The organism is Streptomyces odontotermitis, assembly GCF_050510915.1.
GTDB lineage: Bacteria > Actinomycetota > Actinomycetes > Streptomycetales > Streptomycetaceae > Streptomyces.
Genome location: NZ_JBNJLS010000004.1, coordinates 459369 through 479066, shown reverse-complemented (window position 1 = coordinate 479066; position 19698 = coordinate 459369). Strand labels below are relative to the sequence as shown.

16 protein-coding genes are annotated in these 19698 nt (G+C 71.7%); 3 read left to right on the top strand and 13 right to left on the bottom strand.

The annotated features are described in order from the left end of the window. Positions 1-8 precede the first annotated feature (8 nt). The 4 genes from ACQB60_RS15510 to ACQB60_RS15495 form a co-directional block, all read right to left on the bottom strand. On the bottom strand, positions 9-1667 hold the full coding sequence (locus ACQB60_RS15510) for an ABC transporter permease (protein WP_496926542.1): 1659 nt from the start codon (positions 1665-1667) through the stop codon (positions 9-11). 57 nt (positions 1668-1724) lie between these two features. Beyond that, positions 1725-2192 carry a hypothetical protein gene (locus tag ACQB60_RS15505; protein WP_496926541.1) on the bottom strand — a complete coding sequence of 156 codons (468 nt, stop codon included), beginning with the start codon at positions 2190-2192 and terminating at the stop codon, positions 1725-1727. A 64-nt stretch (positions 2193-2256) separates the two neighbouring features. After that, positions 2257-3171 (bottom strand): serine hydrolase, encoded by a 915-nt coding sequence (locus ACQB60_RS15500; protein ID WP_496926540.1) that lies wholly within the window; start codon positions 3169-3171, stop codon positions 2257-2259. Then, positions 3168-4073, bottom strand: coding sequence for a LysR family transcriptional regulator (locus ACQB60_RS15495; RefSeq protein WP_496926539.1), 906 nt, complete (start codon positions 4071-4073; stop codon positions 3168-3170). Before ACQB60_RS15495 ends, ACQB60_RS15500 begins: the two co-directional genes overlap by 4 nt. Before the next feature lie 122 nt (positions 4074-4195). On the opposite strand from ACQB60_RS15495, the gene bla reads away from it, so the two are divergent. Together bla and ACQB60_RS15485 are read left to right on the top strand one after the other, a co-directional pair. Next, on the top strand, positions 4196-5152 hold the full coding sequence (gene bla / locus ACQB60_RS15490; RefSeq protein WP_496926538.1) for a class A beta-lactamase: 957 nt from the start codon (positions 4196-4198) through the stop codon (positions 5150-5152). Between the two features lie 127 nt (positions 5153-5279). Continuing rightward, the gene (locus tag ACQB60_RS15485; RefSeq protein WP_496926537.1) at positions 5280-5663 is read left to right on the top strand and encodes a nuclear transport factor 2 family protein; all 384 of its coding nucleotides are present in this window, start codon (positions 5280-5282) and stop codon (positions 5661-5663) included. Between the two features lie 44 nt (positions 5664-5707). Here ACQB60_RS15485 and ACQB60_RS15480 read toward each other — a convergent pair whose 3' ends face one another. The 5 genes from ACQB60_RS15480 to ACQB60_RS15460 form a co-directional block, all read right to left on the bottom strand. Beyond that, positions 5708-6184 carry a (2Fe-2S)-binding protein gene (locus ACQB60_RS15480; RefSeq protein ID WP_496926536.1) on the bottom strand — a complete coding sequence of 159 codons (477 nt, stop codon included), beginning with the start codon at positions 6182-6184 and terminating at the stop codon, positions 5708-5710. Positions 6185-6209: 25 nt separating this feature from the next. After that, positions 6210-8498 (bottom strand): molybdopterin cofactor-binding domain-containing protein, encoded by a 2289-nt coding sequence (locus tag ACQB60_RS15475; protein ID WP_496926535.1) that lies wholly within the window; start codon positions 8496-8498, stop codon positions 6210-6212. A gap of 63 nt (positions 8499-8561) precedes the next feature. Beyond that, the gene (locus ACQB60_RS15470; protein WP_496926534.1) at positions 8562-9785 is read right to left on the bottom strand and encodes an oxygenase MpaB family protein; all 1224 of its coding nucleotides are present in this window, start codon (positions 9783-9785) and stop codon (positions 8562-8564) included. A gap of 59 nt (positions 9786-9844) precedes the next feature. Beyond that, complete coding sequence (locus ACQB60_RS15465; protein ID WP_496926533.1) at positions 9845-11071, bottom strand: oxygenase MpaB family protein; 1227 nt, start codon at positions 11069-11071, stop codon at positions 9845-9847. A gap of 138 nt (positions 11072-11209) precedes the next feature. Further along, positions 11210-12466 (bottom strand): cutinase family protein, encoded by a 1257-nt coding sequence (locus tag ACQB60_RS15460; protein ID WP_496926532.1) that lies wholly within the window; start codon positions 12464-12466, stop codon positions 11210-11212. A 309-nt stretch (positions 12467-12775) separates the two neighbouring features. Here ACQB60_RS15460 and ACQB60_RS15455 point away from each other — a divergent pair, with 309 nt between their 5' ends. Next, positions 12776-14221: a glyceraldehyde-3-phosphate dehydrogenase gene (locus ACQB60_RS15455; RefSeq protein ID WP_496926531.1), complete on the top strand. Its 1446-nt coding sequence runs from the start codon at positions 12776-12778 to the stop codon at positions 14219-14221. A gap of 67 nt (positions 14222-14288) precedes the next feature. On the opposite strand, the gene ACQB60_RS15450 is transcribed toward ACQB60_RS15455, so the two are convergent. From ACQB60_RS15450 to metK, 4 genes are all read right to left on the bottom strand, one after another. Then, positions 14289-15953: a GMC oxidoreductase gene (locus ACQB60_RS15450; RefSeq protein WP_496926530.1), complete on the bottom strand. Its 1665-nt coding sequence runs from the start codon at positions 15951-15953 to the stop codon at positions 14289-14291. Positions 15954-16121: 168 nt separating this feature from the next. Beyond that, positions 16122-16922 carry an S-methyl-5'-thioadenosine phosphorylase gene (locus ACQB60_RS15445; RefSeq protein WP_496926529.1) on the bottom strand — a complete coding sequence of 267 codons (801 nt, stop codon included), beginning with the start codon at positions 16920-16922 and terminating at the stop codon, positions 16122-16124. 58 nt (positions 16923-16980) lie between these two features. Then, entirely contained in the window at positions 16981-18531 is a 1551-nt protein-coding gene (gene mtnA, locus ACQB60_RS15440) for an S-methyl-5-thioribose-1-phosphate isomerase (RefSeq protein ID WP_496926528.1), read from the bottom strand. Further along, positions 18528-19694, bottom strand: a complete 1167-nt coding sequence (gene metK / locus ACQB60_RS15435) for a methionine adenosyltransferase (protein ID WP_496926527.1) — start codon at positions 19692-19694, stop codon at positions 18528-18530. Before metK ends, mtnA begins: the two co-directional genes overlap by 4 nt. Positions 19695-19698: the final 4 nt, after the last annotated feature.

Genomic DNA, 19698 nt, shown 5'->3' with positions numbered 1-19698 from the left:
CCCGTGCGTCAGCCTCCGATGCGGTGCGCCGACGCCGGGCAGCGCCGCCGCAGAACCAGCCAGGCGGCCGCGAGCAGGGCCACCGCGCACCCGGCCAGGACCACCCAGCCGCACCACGCGGGGCGCCCGAAGCTGTCCCCGTACGAGGCGAGCAGCGCCCGCCCCTCCGCGCCGCCGCCCCGCCACAACTCCTCGAGCCCGGCGCCCGACCCGAGGGCCTCGAACGCCCACCGGTTGGTCATCGCGACGCTGATCCAGCGGCCCCCCGCCGCCATCCGCGGCACCGGCACGAAGGCTCCCGAGAACAGCACCTGCGGGAAACAGAGCAGCGGCAGCACCAGGGCGGCCTGGCTCGGTTCGGAGACCAGCGCCGAGCAGCACAGGCCCAGGGCGAGCGCCGCGAACGAGGCGAGCGCCGTCGTCGCGAACAGCGAGGCGTGGACGGACGGTTCGGCCGCGGGCAGCCGGTCCAGGGCGCGCAGCACCACGAGCAGCAGGGCGTCGGCCAGGAGCAGGACCGGGCCGAGCACGGTGAGCTTCGCCAGCAGATACGGGCCGAGGCGCAGCACGGTCCTGCGCTCGCGGCGCAGCACCGCCAACTCCCCGCAGATCTGCGGAAGCCCGTACGCGAGACCGAAGAAGAACGCCCCGAACGCGATCCAGAACAGCACCATCGCGGATGCGGCGGGGGAGGGGCGGTCCGGGTCGAAGACCCCCGGGCGGAACAGCAGCGCGAACATGGCGATGATGATGAGCGGCGAACCGATCGTGATGGCGGCGGTGAGGCGGTCGTGCCGCAGGAGCCGCAGATCGCGCCCGGTCAGGACGGCCCACTGGCGGAGCCGCCCGGTGGCCGGGACGAACAGGGCCCGCACGTCAGCCCCGTCCGCCCCATCCACCCCGTACGCCCCATCCACCCCGTCCTCGGGCTCCGGCGCAGCCGTTGCCGCAGCGACCGCGTACAGCGCCTCGAACGTCCCGTCCGGCGACGCCCGCAGCACCTCGGCCACCGTGCCCGACATCCCCGGGCGGCCGTTCGGTGCGATGAACAGCACCTGGTCGCAGCGGTGCAGATCGGCGGGCGTGTGCGTGGTGAACACGACGGTGACGCCCGTAGCGGCGAGCCGGAGCAGATACTCCGTCAGCTGCGCCCCGGCCAGCGGGTCGAGCCCCGACGTCGGCTCGTCGAGGAACAGCAGCCCGGGACGGGACAGCAGCTCGATGGCGATGCTCGCCCGCTTGCGCTGACCGCCGCTCAGGGTCCGCACGGGCTGCCCGGCATGAGCGGTCAGGCCCAACTCCTCCAGCACCAGCGGAACGTGGGCGAGGTCCGTGCCGCGCAGCCGGGCGGCGCACTCCAGGGCGGTGCGGAGCGGCAGCGCGCGGTGCACGATGTCGTCCTGCGGCACGAACCCGTAGCGCAGCGCGCCGGGCGGGGTGCCGGGCGGCGTACGGACCGCGACCCGGCCGGAGTCGGGCGCCCGCAGCCCGGCGAGGACCTCGAGGAGCAGGGTCTTGCCCGCGCCGCTGCCGCCCGCGATCCCCAGCACCTGCCCCGCACCCACCGCGGGCACATCAATCCCGGACAGCACATCGGCCCCCGCGAGGCGCAGCCCGACCCCGCCCGCAGAGACCTCCGCACCGACCCGCTCCCCGGCCACCGCCATGCGTCCTCCCCGCGCTCGTCCGGTCCCCTGGACCTGCCCAGGCGAGGCCGGGGGTACTCAGCCGACGGGGGCGGGCGGCAGGCAACCGGTCGTGGGATAAAGGCCGTTGACGTACGCCCGCACGCGGTCCTTGTGCACGGCGCCGGTCACGCAGGCGGTCGCGCCGATCCGGATGCCGTACTCGCTGCCCTCCGCCTTCTGCGCCCCGTCCGCCGAGCGCGCGTCGGCCACGGACACCCGGGCCCGGCCCGCGAGGTCCGTGAGTGCGCGGCGCACGTCCGCCGGAGCGACCGTGCCGCGACGGCGCAGCCCGTCGAGGGCGTGCTCGACCTCGGCTCGCTTCCGGACCGCCTTCTTCGCGTCCTGGGGGTTGGGCGCGGCGGCGGAACCGGCCTCCGACCGCTGCGACGTGGTGCCGTTGAGGTTGGAGAACAGGTCGTCCGCGTCCTTGCCGCACCCGCTCAGCGTCAGGGTGAGGAGTGCGGCGGTGAGGGCGGCGGCTGAGGTGGGCTTCCGTACGGGCATGATCCGATGCTCTCTGCCCCGCGGCGTGCGGTGCTTGAGTACGCGTACTCACCTTTCCCTCCGCTCAGAGCTGCCGCAGATGGTCCCGGAGCGCGCGGGCCGTCTGGGACATGAGGGCGTCGGCGCCGGGCTGGACGCTGGCGGGGACGAGGGACTCGGTCAGGACGGCGATGGCGAAGGACTGCCCGTCGGCGTGCTCGACCACGCCGATCTCGTGGCGCAGGTTGAGGAGCGTGCCGGTCTTGGACGACCACGTGGTGGCGTCGGAGCTGAAGTCGGGGCCGAGGCGGTGGCGGATCATGTTGTTCGCCATCAGCTCGCGGACGCCGCGGGCCGTCTCAGCGGGGATCGCGGAGGGGGTCCACAGGGCCTGGAGCAGATCGGCGTACGCGCGGGCGCTGCCCGTGTTGGCGCGGGTGACGTCGAGCTGCGGCACCCGGTGGCCGTGGTCGCCCGCGCCCGTGCCGATCGCGAGCGCGTGGGCCAGCGGCGCCTGCCCGCGGTCGAGGCGCTCCGCGGGGGTGTCGGCCAGCTCCCCGAGAGTGTGCCGGACGGTGAGGTCGGGCAGGCCGAACTCGCGCAGGAGCCCGGTGACGCGGTCGGGCGGGGTGAGCCCGAACAGGACGTCGCCCGCCGTGCTGTCGCTGATGCACGTGCTCAGGTAGAGCAGGTCCTCCACGGCGATGCGGGCCGGGTGGCGGAAGCGGCTCAGGCCCGTGGGGCCCGGCGTCGTGATGCGCCCCGGGGCCACGTCGAGCAGGGCCGCGCCGTCGAGTTCGCCCCGCCGGACGCGCTCCAGCGTCGCGAGCGCGAGCGGCACCTTGACCAGGGAGGCGACCGGCAGTTCGGCGTCCGGCTCGATGCCGAGCTCCCGCCCGGTGCGCAGGTCCCGGACGAGGAGGCAGGCCCGCAGGCCGCCGTCGTCGAGGCGGCGGCGCAGGTCGCGCAGCAGTTGCTCGGTGGTCCGGTACGCGCTCACGCACCCTCCCCGTCACCGGCCGGCACCCACGGCGTCGCGCCCAGACAGTCGGCGAGCGCCTCGCCGAGGCGGCCCCGGATGAGGTCCGGATCGCCGGACTCGGTGGCGCCGAGCGCATAGCCGCGGACCAGGGCGAGGTCGCCGAGCGGGCGCCAGTGCAGGCCGAGCTCGCGGGCCTGCGCGGCCGAGCACAGCAACAGGTCCTGGGAGCACAGGACTTCGGCCGCCGCGGTGGTCAGGTCGGCCGCCACGGCGAGCTGTGCGGGCTGCAGGCCGACGGCGTCGCGCAGCCGCGTCAGCGGGTCGCGGACGTGCGGCACGTCGTCCTCCGGCTGGAGCCAGACCCGGCGGACCGCCTCGTCGCCGCTCGCCCGGCCGCGGCGCAGCGTGTCGAGGTAGACGCGCCGCACCCCGGGGTCCGCGGCGGTGGCCAGCCCGAGCGGCACCGACCACGTCGCCCGGTCCGGCGCCACCGCGAGCAGCGCGGCCCGCACCTGCTGGGAGCGGATCAGCTCCGCGCGCCGCGCGGGTGCCGCGGCCCGCAGGTCCAGCATGACGCCCTGCCCGCGCGCGTCCGCCACGAGCCGCGCCAGGTCCGCGCTCGCGCACACCGCGGGCACGGCCAGGCGCCACGGCTTGCGCCGGGCGACGGCCGCCTCGTGCTCCAACACCTCGGCGGCCAGGACGAGTTGACGGGCCGTCGGCAGCATGTCCCGGCCGAACGGGGTGAGCACGGCCCGGCGCGAGGTGCGCTCGAAGAGCCGCTCCCCGAAGCGCTCCTCCAGGGCCGCGACGCGGCGGCTCGCCACCGACTGCGACATCCGCGCGGCGGACGCCCCGACGGTGAAGCTGCCGTACTCGCTCACGCTGATGAAGGCACGGCACGCGCCCACGAGATCCACGACGGCCCTCCCTCCGCCCACGTCATGCTGAAACAGCATGAAAAGCATCAGAAGTGTATTGGACCGCATGAGTGCCGCCGGGTGAGGGTGGCTCCCTCGACCCGCACCGGAGGTTTCGGACCATGCCGCACAACCGTGCCCGCCGTGGAGTGCTCAGCGCGCTCGTCGCCCTCTCCCTCGTCCCGCTCGTGGCCTGCGGGGACAGCGATCCCCAGGCGGAGAAGCCCAGGACGTCCCCGTCCGCCTCCGCCTCCTCGTCCACCCCCGCCTCCGCGAAGCCGTATGCCGCCGCCCTCAAGGGACTTGAGCGCAAGTACGACGCCCGCCTCGGCCTCTACGCCGTCGACACCGGCACCGGACGCGAGGTGACCTACCGCGACGGCGAGAGGTTCGCCTTCAACTCCACCTTCAAGGCCCTGGCGGCCGGGGCCGTGCTGCGCAAGCACGGGCCGAAGGGAATGGACACGAAGATCAAGTACACGAAGAAGGACCTGGTCGACAACTCTCCCGTGACCGAGGACAACGTCGACCACGGCATGACCCTGCGCGAACTCTGCGACGCCGCCGTCCGCTACAGCGACAACACCGCCGCCAACCTGCTCTTCAAGGACCTCGGCGGACCGAAGGCCCTGAACGCCGTCCTCAAGGACCTCGGCGACGACACCACGCACATGGAGCGCTACGAGACGGCCCTGAGCATGTGGGACCCGGACTCCACGCGGGACACGACCACGCCCCGCGCCTTCGCGGAGAACCTGCGGGCCTTCGTCCTCGGGGACGTCCTCGGCAAGCCGGAGCGCGCCCAGCTCACCACCTGGCTGCGCACCAACAAGACCGGCGACGAACTCATCAGGGCCGGGGTGGCCAAGGAGAAGGGCTGGGTGGTCGGCGACAAGACCGGCATGGGCAGCAACTACGGCGGCCGGGACGACATCGCCGTGATCTGGCGGCCGCACGCCGCGCCCCTCGTCGTGGCGATCATGACGAACCGCAAGGACGAGAAGGCCGAGCCCGAGAACAAGCTGATCGCCGAGGCGACGTCGGTCCTCGTCGACACCCTGAAGCGGCCGGCCCCCTGAAACAGCCGGCCCCCTGAGGGCGTCCCGCATTACCTCCGGCGTAATCGCACGCCCCGCCGATCCCCGGCAAGGTGAAGTCATCCGCACCGGCGGACACCACCCAAGGCCCAACAGGAGGCTGAGCACGATGACTTCGTCCACCCACACCGCGTACGAGACCGCCGTCGCCCGCTACTTCGAGGCGTGGAACACGCAGGGCGCCGACGACCGGGCCAAGGCCGTCGCGGCGGCCTGGACCGAGGACGGCACCTACACCGACCCGCTCGCCGACGTGGCCGGGCACGAGGGGATCGCGGCCGTGATCGCCGGGGCGGGGGAGCAGTTCCCTGGCTTCGAGTTCCGGCAGACCGGCACGGTCGACGGGCACCACGACACCGCGCGCTTCACCTGGGAGCTGGTGTCCGTCGCCGACGGCTCCGCGCCCGTCGCGGGCTCCGACGTGATCACGCTCGCCGAGGACGGCCGCATCCGGACGGTGCTCGGCTTCCTGGACCGCCTCCCCGCGGCCTGAAGAGGACGGCCTGAAGAGGGCGGCCCCGCACGCCGCCCGGCCGCTCACATCTTCTCGGCGCCGGCCTTGATGGCCTCGCGGATGCGGACGTACGTGCCGCAGCGGCAGATGTTGCGGATGCCGTCGAGGTCGGCGTCGGTGAGGGTGCGGCCCTCCTCGGCGGCCCGGCGGACCAGGGCGACCGCCGCCATGATCTGGCCGGGCTGGCAGTAGCCGCACTGGGCCACGTCCTGGTCGAGCCAGGCCCGCTGCATCGGGTGCAGCTCCGCGCCCACCGTCGCGGGCAGCCCCTCGATGGTGGTGACCTCGTCGTCGGCCTTCAGGTCCTCGACCGGGATCGCGCAGGGGTTCACGGCCTTCCCGTTGAGGTGGCTGGTGCACGCCTTGCAGACGTTGATGCCGCAGCCGTACTTCGGTCCTGTGACACCCAGGATGTCGCGCAGCACCCACAGCAGCCGCACGTCCCCCTCGACGTCGACGGTGACTTGTTCGCCGTTCAGGCGGAAGGTGTGCTTCGGCAAGGGGAGACTCCTCGGGGGCGGCGGCTCAACGGGCGTGCTGGACGCCGTCGGTGGGGGACTGGGGGATGGGCGGCACGGTCGGCTTGGGCGTGAAGGAGAGCGTGCCGTGGTTGATCGGGAAGCTGGTCGGCATGGTCCCGGTGGCCCGGCCGTAGGCGCAGGCGACGGCCGCCATCGACGCGGCGACCCCGAGCTCGCCCGCACCGCCGGGCTTGCCGGTCGTGGCCGGCATGACGACGATCTCCAGCTCGGGCGGGGTGTTCCACTGCCGGGTGTAGAAGTAGTTGTCCCAGCTCGCTTCCAGGAAGTAGCCGTCGCGCAGATGCAGGCTGGAGGTCAGGGCGAGCGCGATGCCGTCCATGGCACAGCCCATCATCTGCGCCTCCAGGCCGCGCGGGTTCACGGCGAGCCCGGCGTCGACGGCGCAGACGACCTTGGTGACGCGGGGGCCGGTGACACCGTCGCGGACGGGCCGGTTGACGGTCTCCGGGCGGCAGTCGATCTCCACGAGCACCGCGCTCACCGAGTGGTACTCGGTGTGCAGGGCGATGCCCTGGGCGGTGTAGGCGTCCATGGGGCGCCCCCACTTGCCGACCTCCGCGACCTTGTCCAGGGCCGCCCGCGCCCGGTCCGCGCGCAGGAAGTCGCGGCGGAACGTGTAGGGGTCCTTGCCCATCTTGGCGGCGAGCCGGTCGACGACGAGCTCCCGGGCGCAGGTGACGTCCGGCGAGTAGACGCCGCGCATGCTGCCGGTGTTGAAGCCCTTGTCGGTCTCGTTGAGCAGCCGCGTGGCGAGGCCGAAGTCGTACGGCATCGACTGGGAGAGCTGGAAGAAGGTCTCGGAGAAGCCGATGTCGCCGACCGGGAGCTTCGCGGCCAGTGCGGTGAAGACCTCGCCGAGCCCGTGGCTGAGGTCGGTGGCGACGCTGGTGTGCCGCTGCTCGTAGCCGAGGACCGTCTTGCCCAGGTAGGAGGCGCGGACGCGCGAGGTGGCCATGGGGTGCGTACGGCCCTGGCGGGAGTCGTCGGCGCGGTGCCACATCAGCCGTACGGGCTTGCCCATCGCCTTCGAGATCTCGGCGGCCTCCAGGGCGGCGTCGAAGAAGAGCCTGCGGCCGAAGGAGCCGCCGCCCTCGGTGACGTGCACGGTGACCTTGTGCGGGGGCAGGCCGAGCTTCGCGGCGATGGCGTTCTTGGCGACGATCGGCGCCTTCAGGGACGACCAGATCTCGGCGCGGTCCGGACGCACGTCGGCGATCGCGGAGTTGGGCTCCAGGGCGCTGTTGCTGCGGAAGTGGAAGGTGAACGTGGCGTCCACGGTCGGTGTCGGGGGCTTCGGGCCGAGCGGCAGTTCGGCGTTCCGCAGCTCCTTCAGCACGGTCTCGTCGGACTTGCCCGCCGCGGTGCCGGGCCGCCACTGAACGCGCAGGGCGCGCACGGCGTCGATGCACTGCCCGAAGGTCGCCGCGCGCACCGCCACTCCGGTGGAGACCGTCGCGACGTCGGTGACGCCGGGCATGGCGCGGACCTCGTCGAGGTTGGCGACGGAGCGGACCGTGCCGTTGAGGGTCGGCGGGCGGCACACCATCGTCGGCCGGGCGTCCGGGACGTCGAGGTCCATCGCGAACTTCTTGGCGCCGGTGACGGCCGCGAGCGCGTCGACGCGGGAGTGCGGCCGCCCGATGACGGTGAACTCCTCGCGCTCCTTGAGCTCCACGGACTCCCGGCTCGTGCGGACGGCGGCCGCCTTCGCGGAGAGCTCCCCGATGCCGACGCTGCGGCCCGCGCGGTCGCTGACGAGGCCGCGCTTCAGGGTGAGTTCGGAGACCGGGGCGCCGAGCCGGGCGGCCCCGGCGGCGAGGAGGCGCTTGCGGGCGAGGGCGGCGGCGACCCGGACCGGGAGGTACGTGGCGTGCGTCGTGTTGGACGCGCCGGTGAGCTGGTTGAACAGCAGCTCCGGGCGGGCGTCGGCGAGCGTGACCCGCACCCGGTCCACGGGCACGTCGAGCTCCTCGGCGATGAGCATGGCCGTCGACGTGGTGATGCCCTGCCCGACCTCGGCCCGGGGCAGCGCGAACGACACGGTGCCGTCGGCGCCCACCTCGACCGTGATCAGGTTCGCGGTGGGCAGGGCGGCCAGGGTCATCACGTCGTTCAGGTCGAGCAGATCCGTCACCTCGGGTGTCGGCAGCCCCGTCCCGGCACCCGACGGCGCGGCGTCGGCGTCCGGTGCCCCGGTGAGTTCGGCGGCGGTCACCAGGGTCGGCGCCGCGAGGATGTAGCCGAGGAAGCGGCGCCGCCCCATGTCCTGCATGTCGAACTCGCCTTTCGTCGCGGATGCTTGATGTTACCGCCCGGTTCTCCTGATGCGCCCGGGTCAGGAAGGACGGTTCATGTCGGGGATCTCGATGGCGATGGGCTTGGCCTCGCCGAGGAAGAGCAGCACGAACTTACGGATGGCCTCCTCCACCGTCCACGCGGCCTCCGGCACCAGGGGCAGCGGGATCAGGCCCTCGCGGAAGGCCACGAGCAGCGGCCACGTCCGGCTGATCAGGGGCTCCCAGAACGGCTCCTGGCTCAGTCCGATCCAGTCGCCGACCTTGTCCCCGAGCGTGTACCGGGAGAAGGCGCTGACCAGCGGCCGCGTCAGCCCGCCGTCGAGCTCGGCCACGATGTCGAGGAGTACCTCGGTGAGCTCCTTGCCCTCGGGCGTGGGCCCCATGGCGGGGTCGAGGAGCTGCTTGGACTGGGCTTCGGCGGCCGCCCAACTGGCCGCGATGTACTCGTCCCTGACCCCGAGCATGTGCGCGGTCACCTGCCACACGTGCAGATAGGCGGCGGAGTCGGCGGGGGAGACCCGGACCCGCCACTCCAGCAGCTTGCGCATCACGAAGGTGGGGAGGCTGTGCCAGGTCACGAGGATGTCGGCCTGGCTGATGGGGATCTTCTGGCCGCCGTTGTGCTCGTTCCAGCCGGGCGACTTGGGCAGCAGATGCCGTACGGCCGCATGCACCAGGCGGGTCTTCACCGCCGTCACGACCATGGAGCCCTCGGGCCGGTAGGCGTCCAGGTCCCCGACGTCGTAGCCGAGCTTCGCCGTCTTGGCGATGCGGTCCTTCATGTCCGCGCCGCCCTTGGAGTAGTAGACGGCGCGCGCCTCCCGCGGGATGGCGGTGCTCATCAGGCCGCTGCCGAGGCCGTAGAGGGTGCCGGTGTAGATGCCCTTGGTCTTGCTGAACTTCGCCCCGGTGTCGAGCTTCTCCCGGTCGGCCCAGGAGGGGAGGCGGCGGGCGTGCTCGATGAACTCCCGTAAGTCCGGCGGCAGTCCGTCGGGCAGCGGCTGGTCGTTGCGGGTCCACGACCGCAGCAGCCGGTTGACCTCGGGCACCTCGCCCCGGTCGAGCACGGCGGCCAGGACCGGGTCGGCCTCCTCGTCCCACACCCACTGCGGGTCGGTGCCCCGCCCGGCACCGGCCACCGATCCGCTCGGCGCCCAGGTCCACAGGGGCCGTGCCTGGGCGGGCGTCGCCATGCTCAGCGCGCCGAGCGCCCCCATGGCGCCGCCGGCGAGCAGCACCTTGCGTCTGCTGAGTGGATCCATCGCTGCGAACTCCCTTCTCCCGTACGGTGGTTGAGCCCATCAGGGTCGATATGGGCGGGTCAGGGGCGGTTGGTGTCGGGGATCTCGATGTGCGTGCCGCGGCCCTTGGTGAGGTAGAACAAGATGTACTGGCGGGCCGCCTCGTCGAGCGTCCAGGCGAGCGGCGGCACCAGGGGCAGCGGCAGCAGGCTCTCGCGGAAGGCCACCAGCTTCGGCCAGGCCGTCGCCATGGCCTTCTCCCAGAAGGGCTCGCGCGGGATGCCGTCCCAGTCGGCCACCTTGTCGCCGACCAGATAGCGGGCGAGCGCGTTGACGAGCGGGCGGTCGACGCTGCCGGGGCTGGTCTGCTCGGCGAGCTGGCCCAGCAGGATGTCGGTGAGCTCGACGCCTTCGCGGGTGGGCCCGAGGACCGGGTCGAGGAGCTGCTTCGACTGGGCCTCGGCGGCGTCCCAGGTGGCGGGTACGTACTCGTCGCGGATGCCGAGCAGGTGCGCGGTGACCTGCCACAGGTGCAGATAGGCGGCGGAGTCGGCCGCGGAGACCGGGACCTTCCACTCCAGCAGTCTGCGCATCGCGAAGGTCGGCAGGGTGTGCCAGGTGACGAGCATGTCGGCCTGGCTGATGGGGATTTTCTGGCCGCCGTTGTGCTCGTTCCAGCCGGGCGACTTGGGCAGCAGATGGCGTACGGCGGCGTGCACGAGCCGCGTCTTCACCGCCTCGACCACGATGCTCCCGCCGGGCCGGTAGGCGTCCAACGCCCCCACGGCGAAGCCGAGTTTGCTGGTCTTGGCGACGCGGTCCTCCATGTCGGCGCCGCCCTTGGAGTAGTAGACGGCCCGCGCCTCCTTGGGGATGGCGGTGCTGAGCATGCCCCCGCCCACCCCGTTGAGGAGGTTCAGGTAGAAGCCCCGCGTCTTGTTGAACTCGGCCGCCGTCTCGAGCTTGCTCCGGTCGGCCCAGGAGGGCAGGAGACGCGCGCGCTCCATGAACTCCCGTACGTCGCGCGGCAGTCCGTCGGGAAGCGGCTGGTCGTTCCGGTTCCACGTGCGCAGCAGCTGGTTGACCCGCGGTACGTCGCCCCGGTCGAGCACCGAGGCGAGCAGCTGGTCGGCCTCCTCGTCCCACACCCACTGCGGGTCGGCCCCCTGCCCGGCACCGGCCACCGACCGGGCGGGCGACCACGTCCACAGGGGCCGTGCCTGGGCGGGCGCCGCCACGGTCAGCGCACCGAGCGCTCCCATGGCGCCGCCCGCGAGCAGTACCTTGCGCCTGCTGACTGGGTCCATCGCGGTGAACTCCCTGTCTGACACTGTGAAACAGATTGAGTATCTGTGTTTCACCAGGGGAGCACAGGCGTGCCATGAACGCCAGGGGCCGCACAAGGGAACCAGGAGCCGCACGAGGGACGGACTGCCGTCAGTGCCTCACTCGCACTCGGGCACCCCGGGCATCCAGGCGGGCCCCACCAGGAAGATGTTGCTGATCCAGCCGTTCTGCTGCGGCAGATAGGACCAGGCGTCGTTGGTGATGCCGCCGTACGTCACCGACTCGGCGTGCCGCTGGCACTTCACGTACACCGTGGTCGGCTCCGGGATCGTGGCGACGATGTCCGACGAAGTCGACGGCGCGGAGCGGACGTTGACGTTCGTCGCCCAGACCCGCTCCGGGGTGTCCGGCGGCGGGTGCACCACGTTGCGCTGCTCGACGGCCGCGGTCACCGCGCGGTTCGCCGTGTCCCGCGCGACGGCCGCGGCCTTGGCCTTGTCCTCGGCGGGCTGGTCGCTGCCGTAGTCGCGGTACTTGATGTGCGGGGCGTTGTCGCCCATCGCGCTGGCCGCGAAGTCCCCGAGCCAGCGGTTCTTCCACTCGTCGGAGCCGGGCGTGGCCTGCTCGTTGCAGACCGCGTCGTCGGTGCGGCACACGTCGAAGTAGCGGCCGTCGCCGAGGAATCCGGGGAACGGGTCCGGCACGGTCAGGCGCTGCATCAGGCCGCCGCGCGTGATGTCGGCGACGCCCGTCGAGTAATCGGGGTTGAGGGTCCGCATCTGACCGTTCTGGCCCATGCCGATCTGGCCGTTGTCGCGCGAGGCGTCGCCCACGTTGACGATGGCGCCGATCTCGTCGGAGTTGCGCTTGTTCCCCTTCACCGAGTCGCTCACGAGCGCGTTCTTGATGACCTGGGCGCCCTGCGAATAGCCGAGCAGGATCAGCGTCGGCCGATTCGGGCAGGAGGCGTAGAAGCTGATTTCCTCCACGAGTTTGTCGCGGCCCTTGCCCATGGAGGTCCAGTAGTCGTCGGGACCCCAGTCGCCGGGCAGCCAGTCCGGCCAGTCCACGGCGGAGGCCGGGTAGGGCAGGTTGCGCACGGTGACGTCCCCGTCGGGCACGCCCGCGCCGGACAGCGCGCGCTTGAGCGCCCTGATGTAGGTGTCGTTCACGCCCACGGTGCCGTACGGATGGTCGGCGTCGGTGGACTCCGACGTCCCGTACGCGGACAGGACCACCCACGGCTTGGCGCAGTCGGGAGCCGGCTGGGGCGGGGTGGGGCCGGGGTACGCGGCGTGGGCCGGGGCCGCGGTGCCCAAGTTCACCGCCAGTACGGATGTCGCCAGGACGCTCAGGGTGAGCAGGGCGCTGCGGCAGGTGCCCCGTCCGCGGAATCTGCGTATCGCTCTCGTCATGCTTGGCTTCCCCCTGTGGTGTCGGATCGAACTCACAGTGAACGAGGGGGAGTTGGGCTCTCGCAATCCGAAACCCCGCTGGAATGGGGGCAGTTGTGTGCTCGATGCAGTCGTCTCGCCCGCGTGGTGGATGCCGCGTGAATGGTGTGTCCGAATGAGGGTGCGCCCCGGAGCCCGCCTTCATTTCGGCGACTCTTGGTGAGCGAACGTGTGCGAGTGGTGACGACTCTCGCTTTGAAGGAGCCCGGTGCTCGATCGAAAGTGGGGCGGGTTAGCATATGAGCGCCGCCTAGCTCGAAAGATAAACCTGTGACTGTCAATGATGACTCGTTCACCAACTGGAAGAACCGCGAGGAGATCGCGGAGTCGATGATCCCGGTCATCGGGAAGCTGCACAGGGAGCGGGACGTCACGGTCCTCCTGTACAGCCGCTCCTTGGTGAACAAGTCGGTGGTCAGCATTCTGAAGACCCACCGATTCGCCCGGCAGATCGCCGGTGAGGAACTCTCGGTCACCGAGACGATGCCCTTCCTGCGGGCCCTCGCCGAGCTCGACCTCGGGCCGTCCCAGATCGACATCGGCATGCTCGCCGCCACGTACAAGACGGACGAGCGCGGGCTCTCCGTGGCCGAGTTCACCGCCGAGGCCGTCGCCGGGGCCACCGGCGCCAACAAGATCGAGTGCCGCGAGCCGCGCGACGTCGTCCTGTACGGCTTCGGCCGCATCGGGCGCCTCGTGGCCCGCCTCCTCATCGAGAAGGCCGGGTCCGGCAACGGGCTGCGGCTGCGCGCCGTCGTCGTGCGCGGGGGCGGTGAGCAGGACCTCGTGAAGCGGGCCTCGCTGCTGCGCCGCGACTCGATCCACGGCCAGTTCCAGGGCACGATCACCGTCGACGAGGCGAACAGCACCATCGTCGCCAACGGCAACGAGATCAAGGTGATCTACGCGAACGACCCCTCGGAGGTCGACTACACCGCGTACGGCATCAAGGACGCCATCCTCATCGACAACACCGGCAAGTGGCGCGACCGCGAGGGGCTCTCCAAGCACCTGCGCCCCGGTGTCGAGAAGGTCGTCCTGACCGCCCCGGGCAAGGGCGACGTCCCGAACGTCGTGCACGGCGTCAACCACGACATGATCAAGCCGGACGAGCAGATCCTGTCCTGCGCGTCCTGCACCACCAACGCGATCGTCCCGCCGCTGAAGGCGATGGCCGACGAGTACGGGGTGCTGCGCGGTCACGTGGAGACGGTCCACTCGTTCACCAACGACCAGAACCTGCTGGACAACTACCACAAGGCCGACCGGCGCGGCCGCAGCGCGCCGCTCAACATGGTCATCACCGAGACCGGCGCCGCCTCGGCCGTCGTGAAGGCGCTGCCGGACCTGAAGGCGCCGATCACCGGCTCCTCGATCCGGGTCCCGGTGCCGGACGTCTCGATCGCGATCCTGAGCCTCAGGCTCGGCCGCGAGACCACCCGCGAGGAGGTCCTCGACTACCTGCGGGACGTGTCGCTGACCTCGCCGCTGAAGCGCCAGATCGACTTCACCACCGCCCCGGACGCGGTGTCGAACGACTTCATCGGCTCGCGCCACGCCTCGATCGTCGACGCGGGCGCCACCAAGGTCGACGGCGACAACGCGATCCTCTACCTCTGGTACGACAATGAGTTCGGCTACTCGTGCCAGGTGATCCGGGTCGTGCAGCACGTCTCCGGCGTGGAGTACCCGACGTACCCGGCCGCCGCGCTCTGACGGACGTGTCTGCGGGAGGGGCCATCGACCCGATGGCCCCTCCTTCGTGCGTGGGGGAGCGAAGTGGTCATCGGCGGAGGTCGGTCGCGATGATCTGCTCGATGTTGCGTTCGGCGAGCGCCGTGATGGTCACGAAGGGATTGACGCTCGTGTTGCCGGGGATCAGTGCCCCGTCGATCACATACAAGCCCGAATAGCCATGCAAGCGGCCGTAGTTGTCCGTCGCCTTGTTCAGGACCGCGCCGCCGAGCGGGTGGTACGTCAGGTGGTCACCCCAGATCTTGTCCGTGCCGAAGAGGTCCGTGCGGTAGATCGTGCCCTCCTTCGCGTTGATCTTGTCGAAGATCGACTTGGCCATGGTGATGGAGTCCTGCTTCCAGTCCTTCTGCCAGCTGAGGTCGACGCGGTTCGCCCCGGCGTTCCAGTTGAACTCCGCGCGGTGCGGGTTCTTGGTGATGGAGAGGTAGAACGACGCGTACGTCTCGATGCCGGTCGGCAGCGGGGCCACCTCGGAGAAGGCGCCGCCCGCGTCCCAGTTGTCGATGCCGCCGCAGGGGATGGACGCCTGCACCTTTCCGGTCGGGTCCCACAGGTGGTTGGCGCGGCCGCACATGACGTTGCCGTTGTCGCCCCAGCCCTTGCCGATCTCGTTGTTGAGGGCCGGGAGCGCGCCGGTGGCCTTGAGCCTGGTGAGGAGCTTGCTGGTGCCGACGCTGCCGGCCGCGAAGAAGACCCGGGCCGCGGTGACGGTCTTGGTGGCCACGGTGTCCCCGCCCGTGCTGAGCTGGTTGAGGGTGACCGTGTAGCCGCCGCCGGACGCCGGGGTGACCGAAGTGACCTGGTGGAGCGGGGAGATGGTGACCTTGCCGGTGTTCCTGATCTGGCTGAGGTAGGTCTTCTGCAGGGACTTCTTCCCGTAGTTGTTGCCGTACAGGATCTCCCCAGCCACGGCCGACTTGGGGACGGTGCCCGCCGCCTCCTGTTTCATGTAGTCCCAGTCGTATACGTCGGGCACGAACACGAAGGGGAAGTTGGAGCGCTGGGCGTGCTTGCGGCCGACGCGGGCGAACTGGTAGCAGTCCACCGTGTCGAACCAGGCGGGGTCGATCAGGCCGACGCCGAGCCCTGCGTTGGCGCGCGGGTAGTACGTGGAGTACATCTCGTCGGCGTTGACCGACGGGAGGATGGAGCCGAAGTTCTCCCGCCTCGGTGTGACCGCCATCCCGCCGTTGACCAGGGAGCCGCCGCCGACGCCCCGCCCCTGGTAGACGATGATCCCGGCGAACTCCTCGGCGTCCAGGACGCCCGTGTACTTGGGGATGTTCTTGTCGATCGGGAAGCCGAGGAAGTTGCTCAGCGGCTGCTTGGTCTTGGTGCGCAGCCAGTACGAGCGGTTGTCCGGACTCGTGGTGTTGCAGAAGATCTTCCCGTCCGGTCCAGGGGTGTCCCAGGCCATGCCCATCTCGGCCATGTGCACGTCGACGCCCGCCTGGGCGAGCCGAAGCGCCGCGACGCAGCCGCCGTATCCGGTGCCGATGACCAGGGCGGGCACCTGCGCTCCGTCGCTGATGACGGCGGCCGCGCCCGAGGTGGCGAGGCGGGCCGTGGCCGCACGGGCCGAGGTGCCGTGACCCGCGAGGGCCACGGCACCCAGAATAGAACTCGTTCCAGCGAGGAATCTTCGACGTGACACCCCGTCAGGATTCGCGTTGTGCATGGTGGTTCCACTCATGTGATGTTCCTCACTCTCGTAGGAGTGGGAACGGGTTCTACTGCCGTGCGCGTGGAAAGTCACTAGAAACCTATAGGTAACTTTCTGTCCGATCTTGGGGCGAAGATCTGTAACATGTGCAAGATCCAGGTACACGCACATGATCCATGTACGGGTGCGAGGTCCGCTTCAGGGGGAGATCCCGTCGAGCGCGTGGGCGCACGCGCAGGAGCGGGACTGCGGCAGCTGCGCGACCGTCTCCAGGACCAGCGACTTGAGCCGGCCGACGTTCGCGGCGAACACCTTGAACACCTCCTCCTGGGCGACGCTCTCGTCCGCGTCGATGCCCGCGTCCAGGTCCGTCACCAGGGCCACGGACGTGTAGCAGAGCGCCAGTTCACGGGCGAGGACCGCCTCGGGGTGGCCCGTCATGTTCACCAGGGACCAGCCCTGCGCCGCGTACCACCGGGACTCGGCGCGGGTGGAGAAGCGCGGCCCGTCGATGACCACCGTCGTGCCGCCGTCCGTCGCCGGGGCGCCCGTCGCCGCCGCGCTCTTGAGGACCGCGGCCCGCCCGTCCACGCAGTACGGGTCGGCGAACGAGACGTGCACGGCCCCCTCGTCGTAGAAGCTCTGCACGCGCGCCGTCGTGCGGTCGACCAGCTGGTCCGGGACGACCACGGAGCCGGGCCCGAGCTCCCGGCGCAGCGAGCCCACCGCGCACGGCGCCAGGATCTGGCCGACGCCGAGGGAGTGCAGGGCCCACAGGTTCGCCCGGTAGTTGATCCGGTGGGCCGGGACCCGGTGGCCCCTCCCGTGCCGGGGCAGGAACGCGACGCGGCGGCCCGCGACCTCGCCGACCGCGATCTCGTCGGAGGGCTCGCCGTACGGGGTCTCGACCGTCAACAGGCGGGCGTCGGTGAGCAGTTCGTAGAAGCCGCTGCCGCCGATGACGGCGAGGTCGGCGACGTCGGTGCGGGCGCCGGTCATGAGGGGTACGTCCTTTCGGTCCGGGGGCCGGGGGTCACGTCGGTCCATGGGCGCGGAATCACGCCGGCACCTCGCACAGCGAGGCCAGCTTGTACGGGGCGAGGTGCTCGCGGCCGCCGAGGCCCGTCAGCTCCACCACCACCGCGAGACCCGCGACCTCCGCGCCGCTGGCCTCCACGAGCCGGGCGGTGGCGCCCAGGGTGCCGCCGGTGGCCAGCACGTCGTCGACGCACAGGACCCGCTCGCCCGGTGAGATGGCGCCCTTGCGCAGTTCAAGGCGGTCCTGCCCGTATTCCAGGGAGTACTCCGCCGAGTGCACCGCGCCGGGCAGCTTGCCCGGCTTGCGGGCCAGGGTCAGCGGGGTGCCCGCGTGCGCCGCGAGGGCCGCGCCCAGCACGAAGCCGCGCGACTCCACGGCGAGCACGCGCTCGTAGCCGCCGCCGAACAGCTCGTCCACGCGGGCCGCGAGACCCGTGAGGACGCCCGGCTCCGCGTACAGCGCCGACAGGTCGCGGAAGAGCACACCCGGCTCCGGGTAGTCGGGGAACTCCTCCAGGAGCCCCCGGATCCGCGCGTCCGGCACCCCGGCCGCCGTCTCCTGCACCGGGTCGCGGCGCGGCCGGAACACCCGCCGCTCCGTGACGATCGCCGTGATCAGGCCCGCGGGCGTCACGTCGAAGGCCGGGTTGTAGGCGGGCGCCCCCACCGGTGCGGTGACCACCCCCGCGAGCCGGGTGACCTCGTCGGACGCGCGCTCCTCGACGACGATCCCGGAGCCGTCCGGGAGCGCCGGGTCCCAGGTGGACTCGGGCGCCACGACCACGAAGGGGACGCCGTGCCGGGCCGCCGCGACCGCCAGGCCATAGGTGCCGATCTTGTTGGCGGTGTCGCCGTTGGCCGCGATCCGGTCCGCGCCCACCAGCACGCAGTCCACCAGTCCGCGCGCCATCGCCGAGGCCGCCGCCGAGTCCACGCACAGCCGGTAGGGCACGTCCGCCTCGGCGAGCTCCCACGCGGTGAGCCGGGCGCCCTGGAGGAGCGGCCGGGTCTCGTCGACCAGGACCTCCTCGACCCGGCGGCGCTCGGCCAGGCGCAGGATCGCGCCGAGCGCCGTGCCCACCGAACCCGTCGCCAGGCGGCCGGTGTTGCAGTGCGTGAGCAGCCGCAGCGGCCGGTCCGGGGTGAGCGACTCGACCAGGGCTGCGGCCTGCGCGACGGCGGCGGCGCCGAGCGCGGCGTCCTCGGAGAGCAGGTCGAGGGCCTCCGCGAGCATCCCGTCGGCGCCGTCGCCGATGCGGGCGAGCACGCGCCGTACGCCCCATTCGAGGTTCACGGCGGTCGGCCGGGCCGCGACCAGGCGCTCCGCGTCGGCCACCACGGCCGCCTCGTCGACGCCGCCCGGGGTGCGGTTGCGGTGCGCGCTGAGCGCCACGCCGAGCGCCCCGGCCAGGCCGATCGCGGGCGCCCCGCGAATGGCCAGGGTGGCGATGGCGTCGACGACCTCGCCGACGGTGGAGAGCCGTAACTCCCGTGTCTCGTGCGGGAGATGACGCTGGTCGACGGTGACGACGGCCCCGTCGTCCCAGGCCAGCGAGAAGCCATTGGTCATGACCCGCTCACCGCCTCGCGCAGCGCGGCAGCGCGGTCGGTGCGCTCCCAGGTGAAGTCGGGCAGCTCGCGCCCGAAGTGGCCGTACGCGGCGGTCTGGGCGTAGATGGGCCGCAGCAGGTCCAGATCGCGGATGAGCGCGTTCGGACGCAGGTCGAAGACCTCGGTGATGGCCCGCTCGATCCGGTCCGCGGCCACGGTGGCGGTCCCGAAGGTCTCCACGAACAGGCCCACCGGCTCGGCCTTCCCGATCGCGTACGCCACCTGCACCTCGCAGCGCCGGGCCAGGCCCGCCGCCACCACGTTCTTCGCGACCCAGCGCATCGCGTACGCCGCGCTGCGGTCCACCTTCGAGGGGTCCTTGCCGGAGAAGGCGCCGCCGCCGTGCCGGGCGTAGCCCCCGTACGTATCGACGATGATCTTCCGTCCGGTCAGTCCCGCGTCGCCCATCGGGCCGCCGATCTCGAACCGTCCCGTGGGGTTGACCAGGAGCCGGTAGCCGTCGCTCTCCAGCGTCACGCCCTGCTCGGCGAGCGCCTTCAACTCCGGCTCCACGACGTGCTCCTGGATGTCCGGGGCGAGCAGGGAGCCCAGGTCGATGTCGGGTGCGTGCTGGGAGGAGACGACCACGGTGTCCAGGCGCACCGGGCGGTCGTCCTCGTACTCGATGGTCACCTGCGTCTTGCCGTCGGGCCGCAGATAGGGGAGCGTGCCGTCCTTGCGCACGGCGGTCAGCCGGCGGGCCAGGCGGTGGGCGAGCTGGATGGGCAGCGGCATCAGCTCCGGGGTCTCGTCGGTGGCGTAGCCGAACATCAGGCCCTGGTCGCCGGCGCCGCCGGTGTCCACGCCCTGGGCGATGTCGGGCGACTGTGCGCCGAGGGAGACGGAGACGCCGCAGGAGGCGCCGTCGAAGCCCTTGCCGGAGGCGTCGTAGCCGATGGCGAGGATCTGCTCGCGCACCAGGGCGGCGATGTCGGCGTACGCGGTCGTCGTGACCTCACCGGCCACATGGACCTGACCGGTGGTGATCAGCGTCTCGACGGCCACGCGGGCCGCGGGGTCCGCGCGCAGCAGCGCGTCGAGCACCGTGTCGCTGATCCGGTCGGCGATCTTGTCGGGGTGTCCCTCGGTGACGGACTCCGAGGTGAACAGGCGTCGGGGCATGGCT

What these genes read in the sequence shown, in the direction of transcription:
- ACQB60_RS15510 (WP_496926542.1), bottom strand. Translation starts at nt 1,667, where the DNA reads ATGGCGGTGGCCGGGGAGCGGGTCGGTGCGGAGGTCTCTGCGGGCGGG.
- ACQB60_RS15505 (WP_496926541.1), bottom strand. Translation starts at nt 2,192, where the DNA reads ATGCCCGTACGGAAGCCCACCTCAGCCGCCGCCCTCACCGCCGCACTC.
- bla (WP_496926538.1), top strand. Translation starts at nt 4,196, where the DNA reads ATGCCGCACAACCGTGCCCGCCGTGGAGTGCTCAGCGCGCTCGTCGCC.
- ACQB60_RS15485 (WP_496926537.1), top strand. Translation starts at nt 5,280, where the DNA reads ATGACTTCGTCCACCCACACCGCGTACGAGACCGCCGTCGCCCGCTAC.
- ACQB60_RS15475 (WP_496926535.1), bottom strand. Translation starts at nt 8,498, where the DNA reads ATGCAGGACATGGGGCGGCGCCGCTTCCTCGGCTACATCCTCGCGGCG.
- ACQB60_RS15470 (WP_496926534.1), bottom strand. Translation starts at nt 9,785, where the DNA reads ATGGATCCACTCAGCAGACGCAAGGTGCTGCTCGCCGGCGGCGCCATG.
- ACQB60_RS15465 (WP_496926533.1), bottom strand. Translation starts at nt 11,071, where the DNA reads ATGGACCCAGTCAGCAGGCGCAAGGTACTGCTCGCGGGCGGCGCCATG.
- ACQB60_RS15460 (WP_496926532.1), bottom strand. Translation starts at nt 12,466, where the DNA reads ATGACGAGAGCGATACGCAGATTCCGCGGACGGGGCACCTGCCGCAGC.
- ACQB60_RS15450 (WP_496926530.1), bottom strand. Translation starts at nt 15,953, where the DNA reads ATGAGTGGAACCACCATGCACAACGCGAATCCTGACGGGGTGTCACGT.
- ACQB60_RS15445 (WP_496926529.1), bottom strand. Translation starts at nt 16,922, where the DNA reads ATGACCGGCGCCCGCACCGACGTCGCCGACCTCGCCGTCATCGGCGGC.
- mtnA (WP_496926528.1), bottom strand. Translation starts at nt 18,531, where the DNA reads ATGACCAATGGCTTCTCGCTGGCCTGGGACGACGGGGCCGTCGTCACC.
- metK (WP_496926527.1), bottom strand. Translation starts at nt 19,694, where the DNA reads ATGCCCCGACGCCTGTTCACCTCGGAGTCCGTCACCGAGGGACACCCC.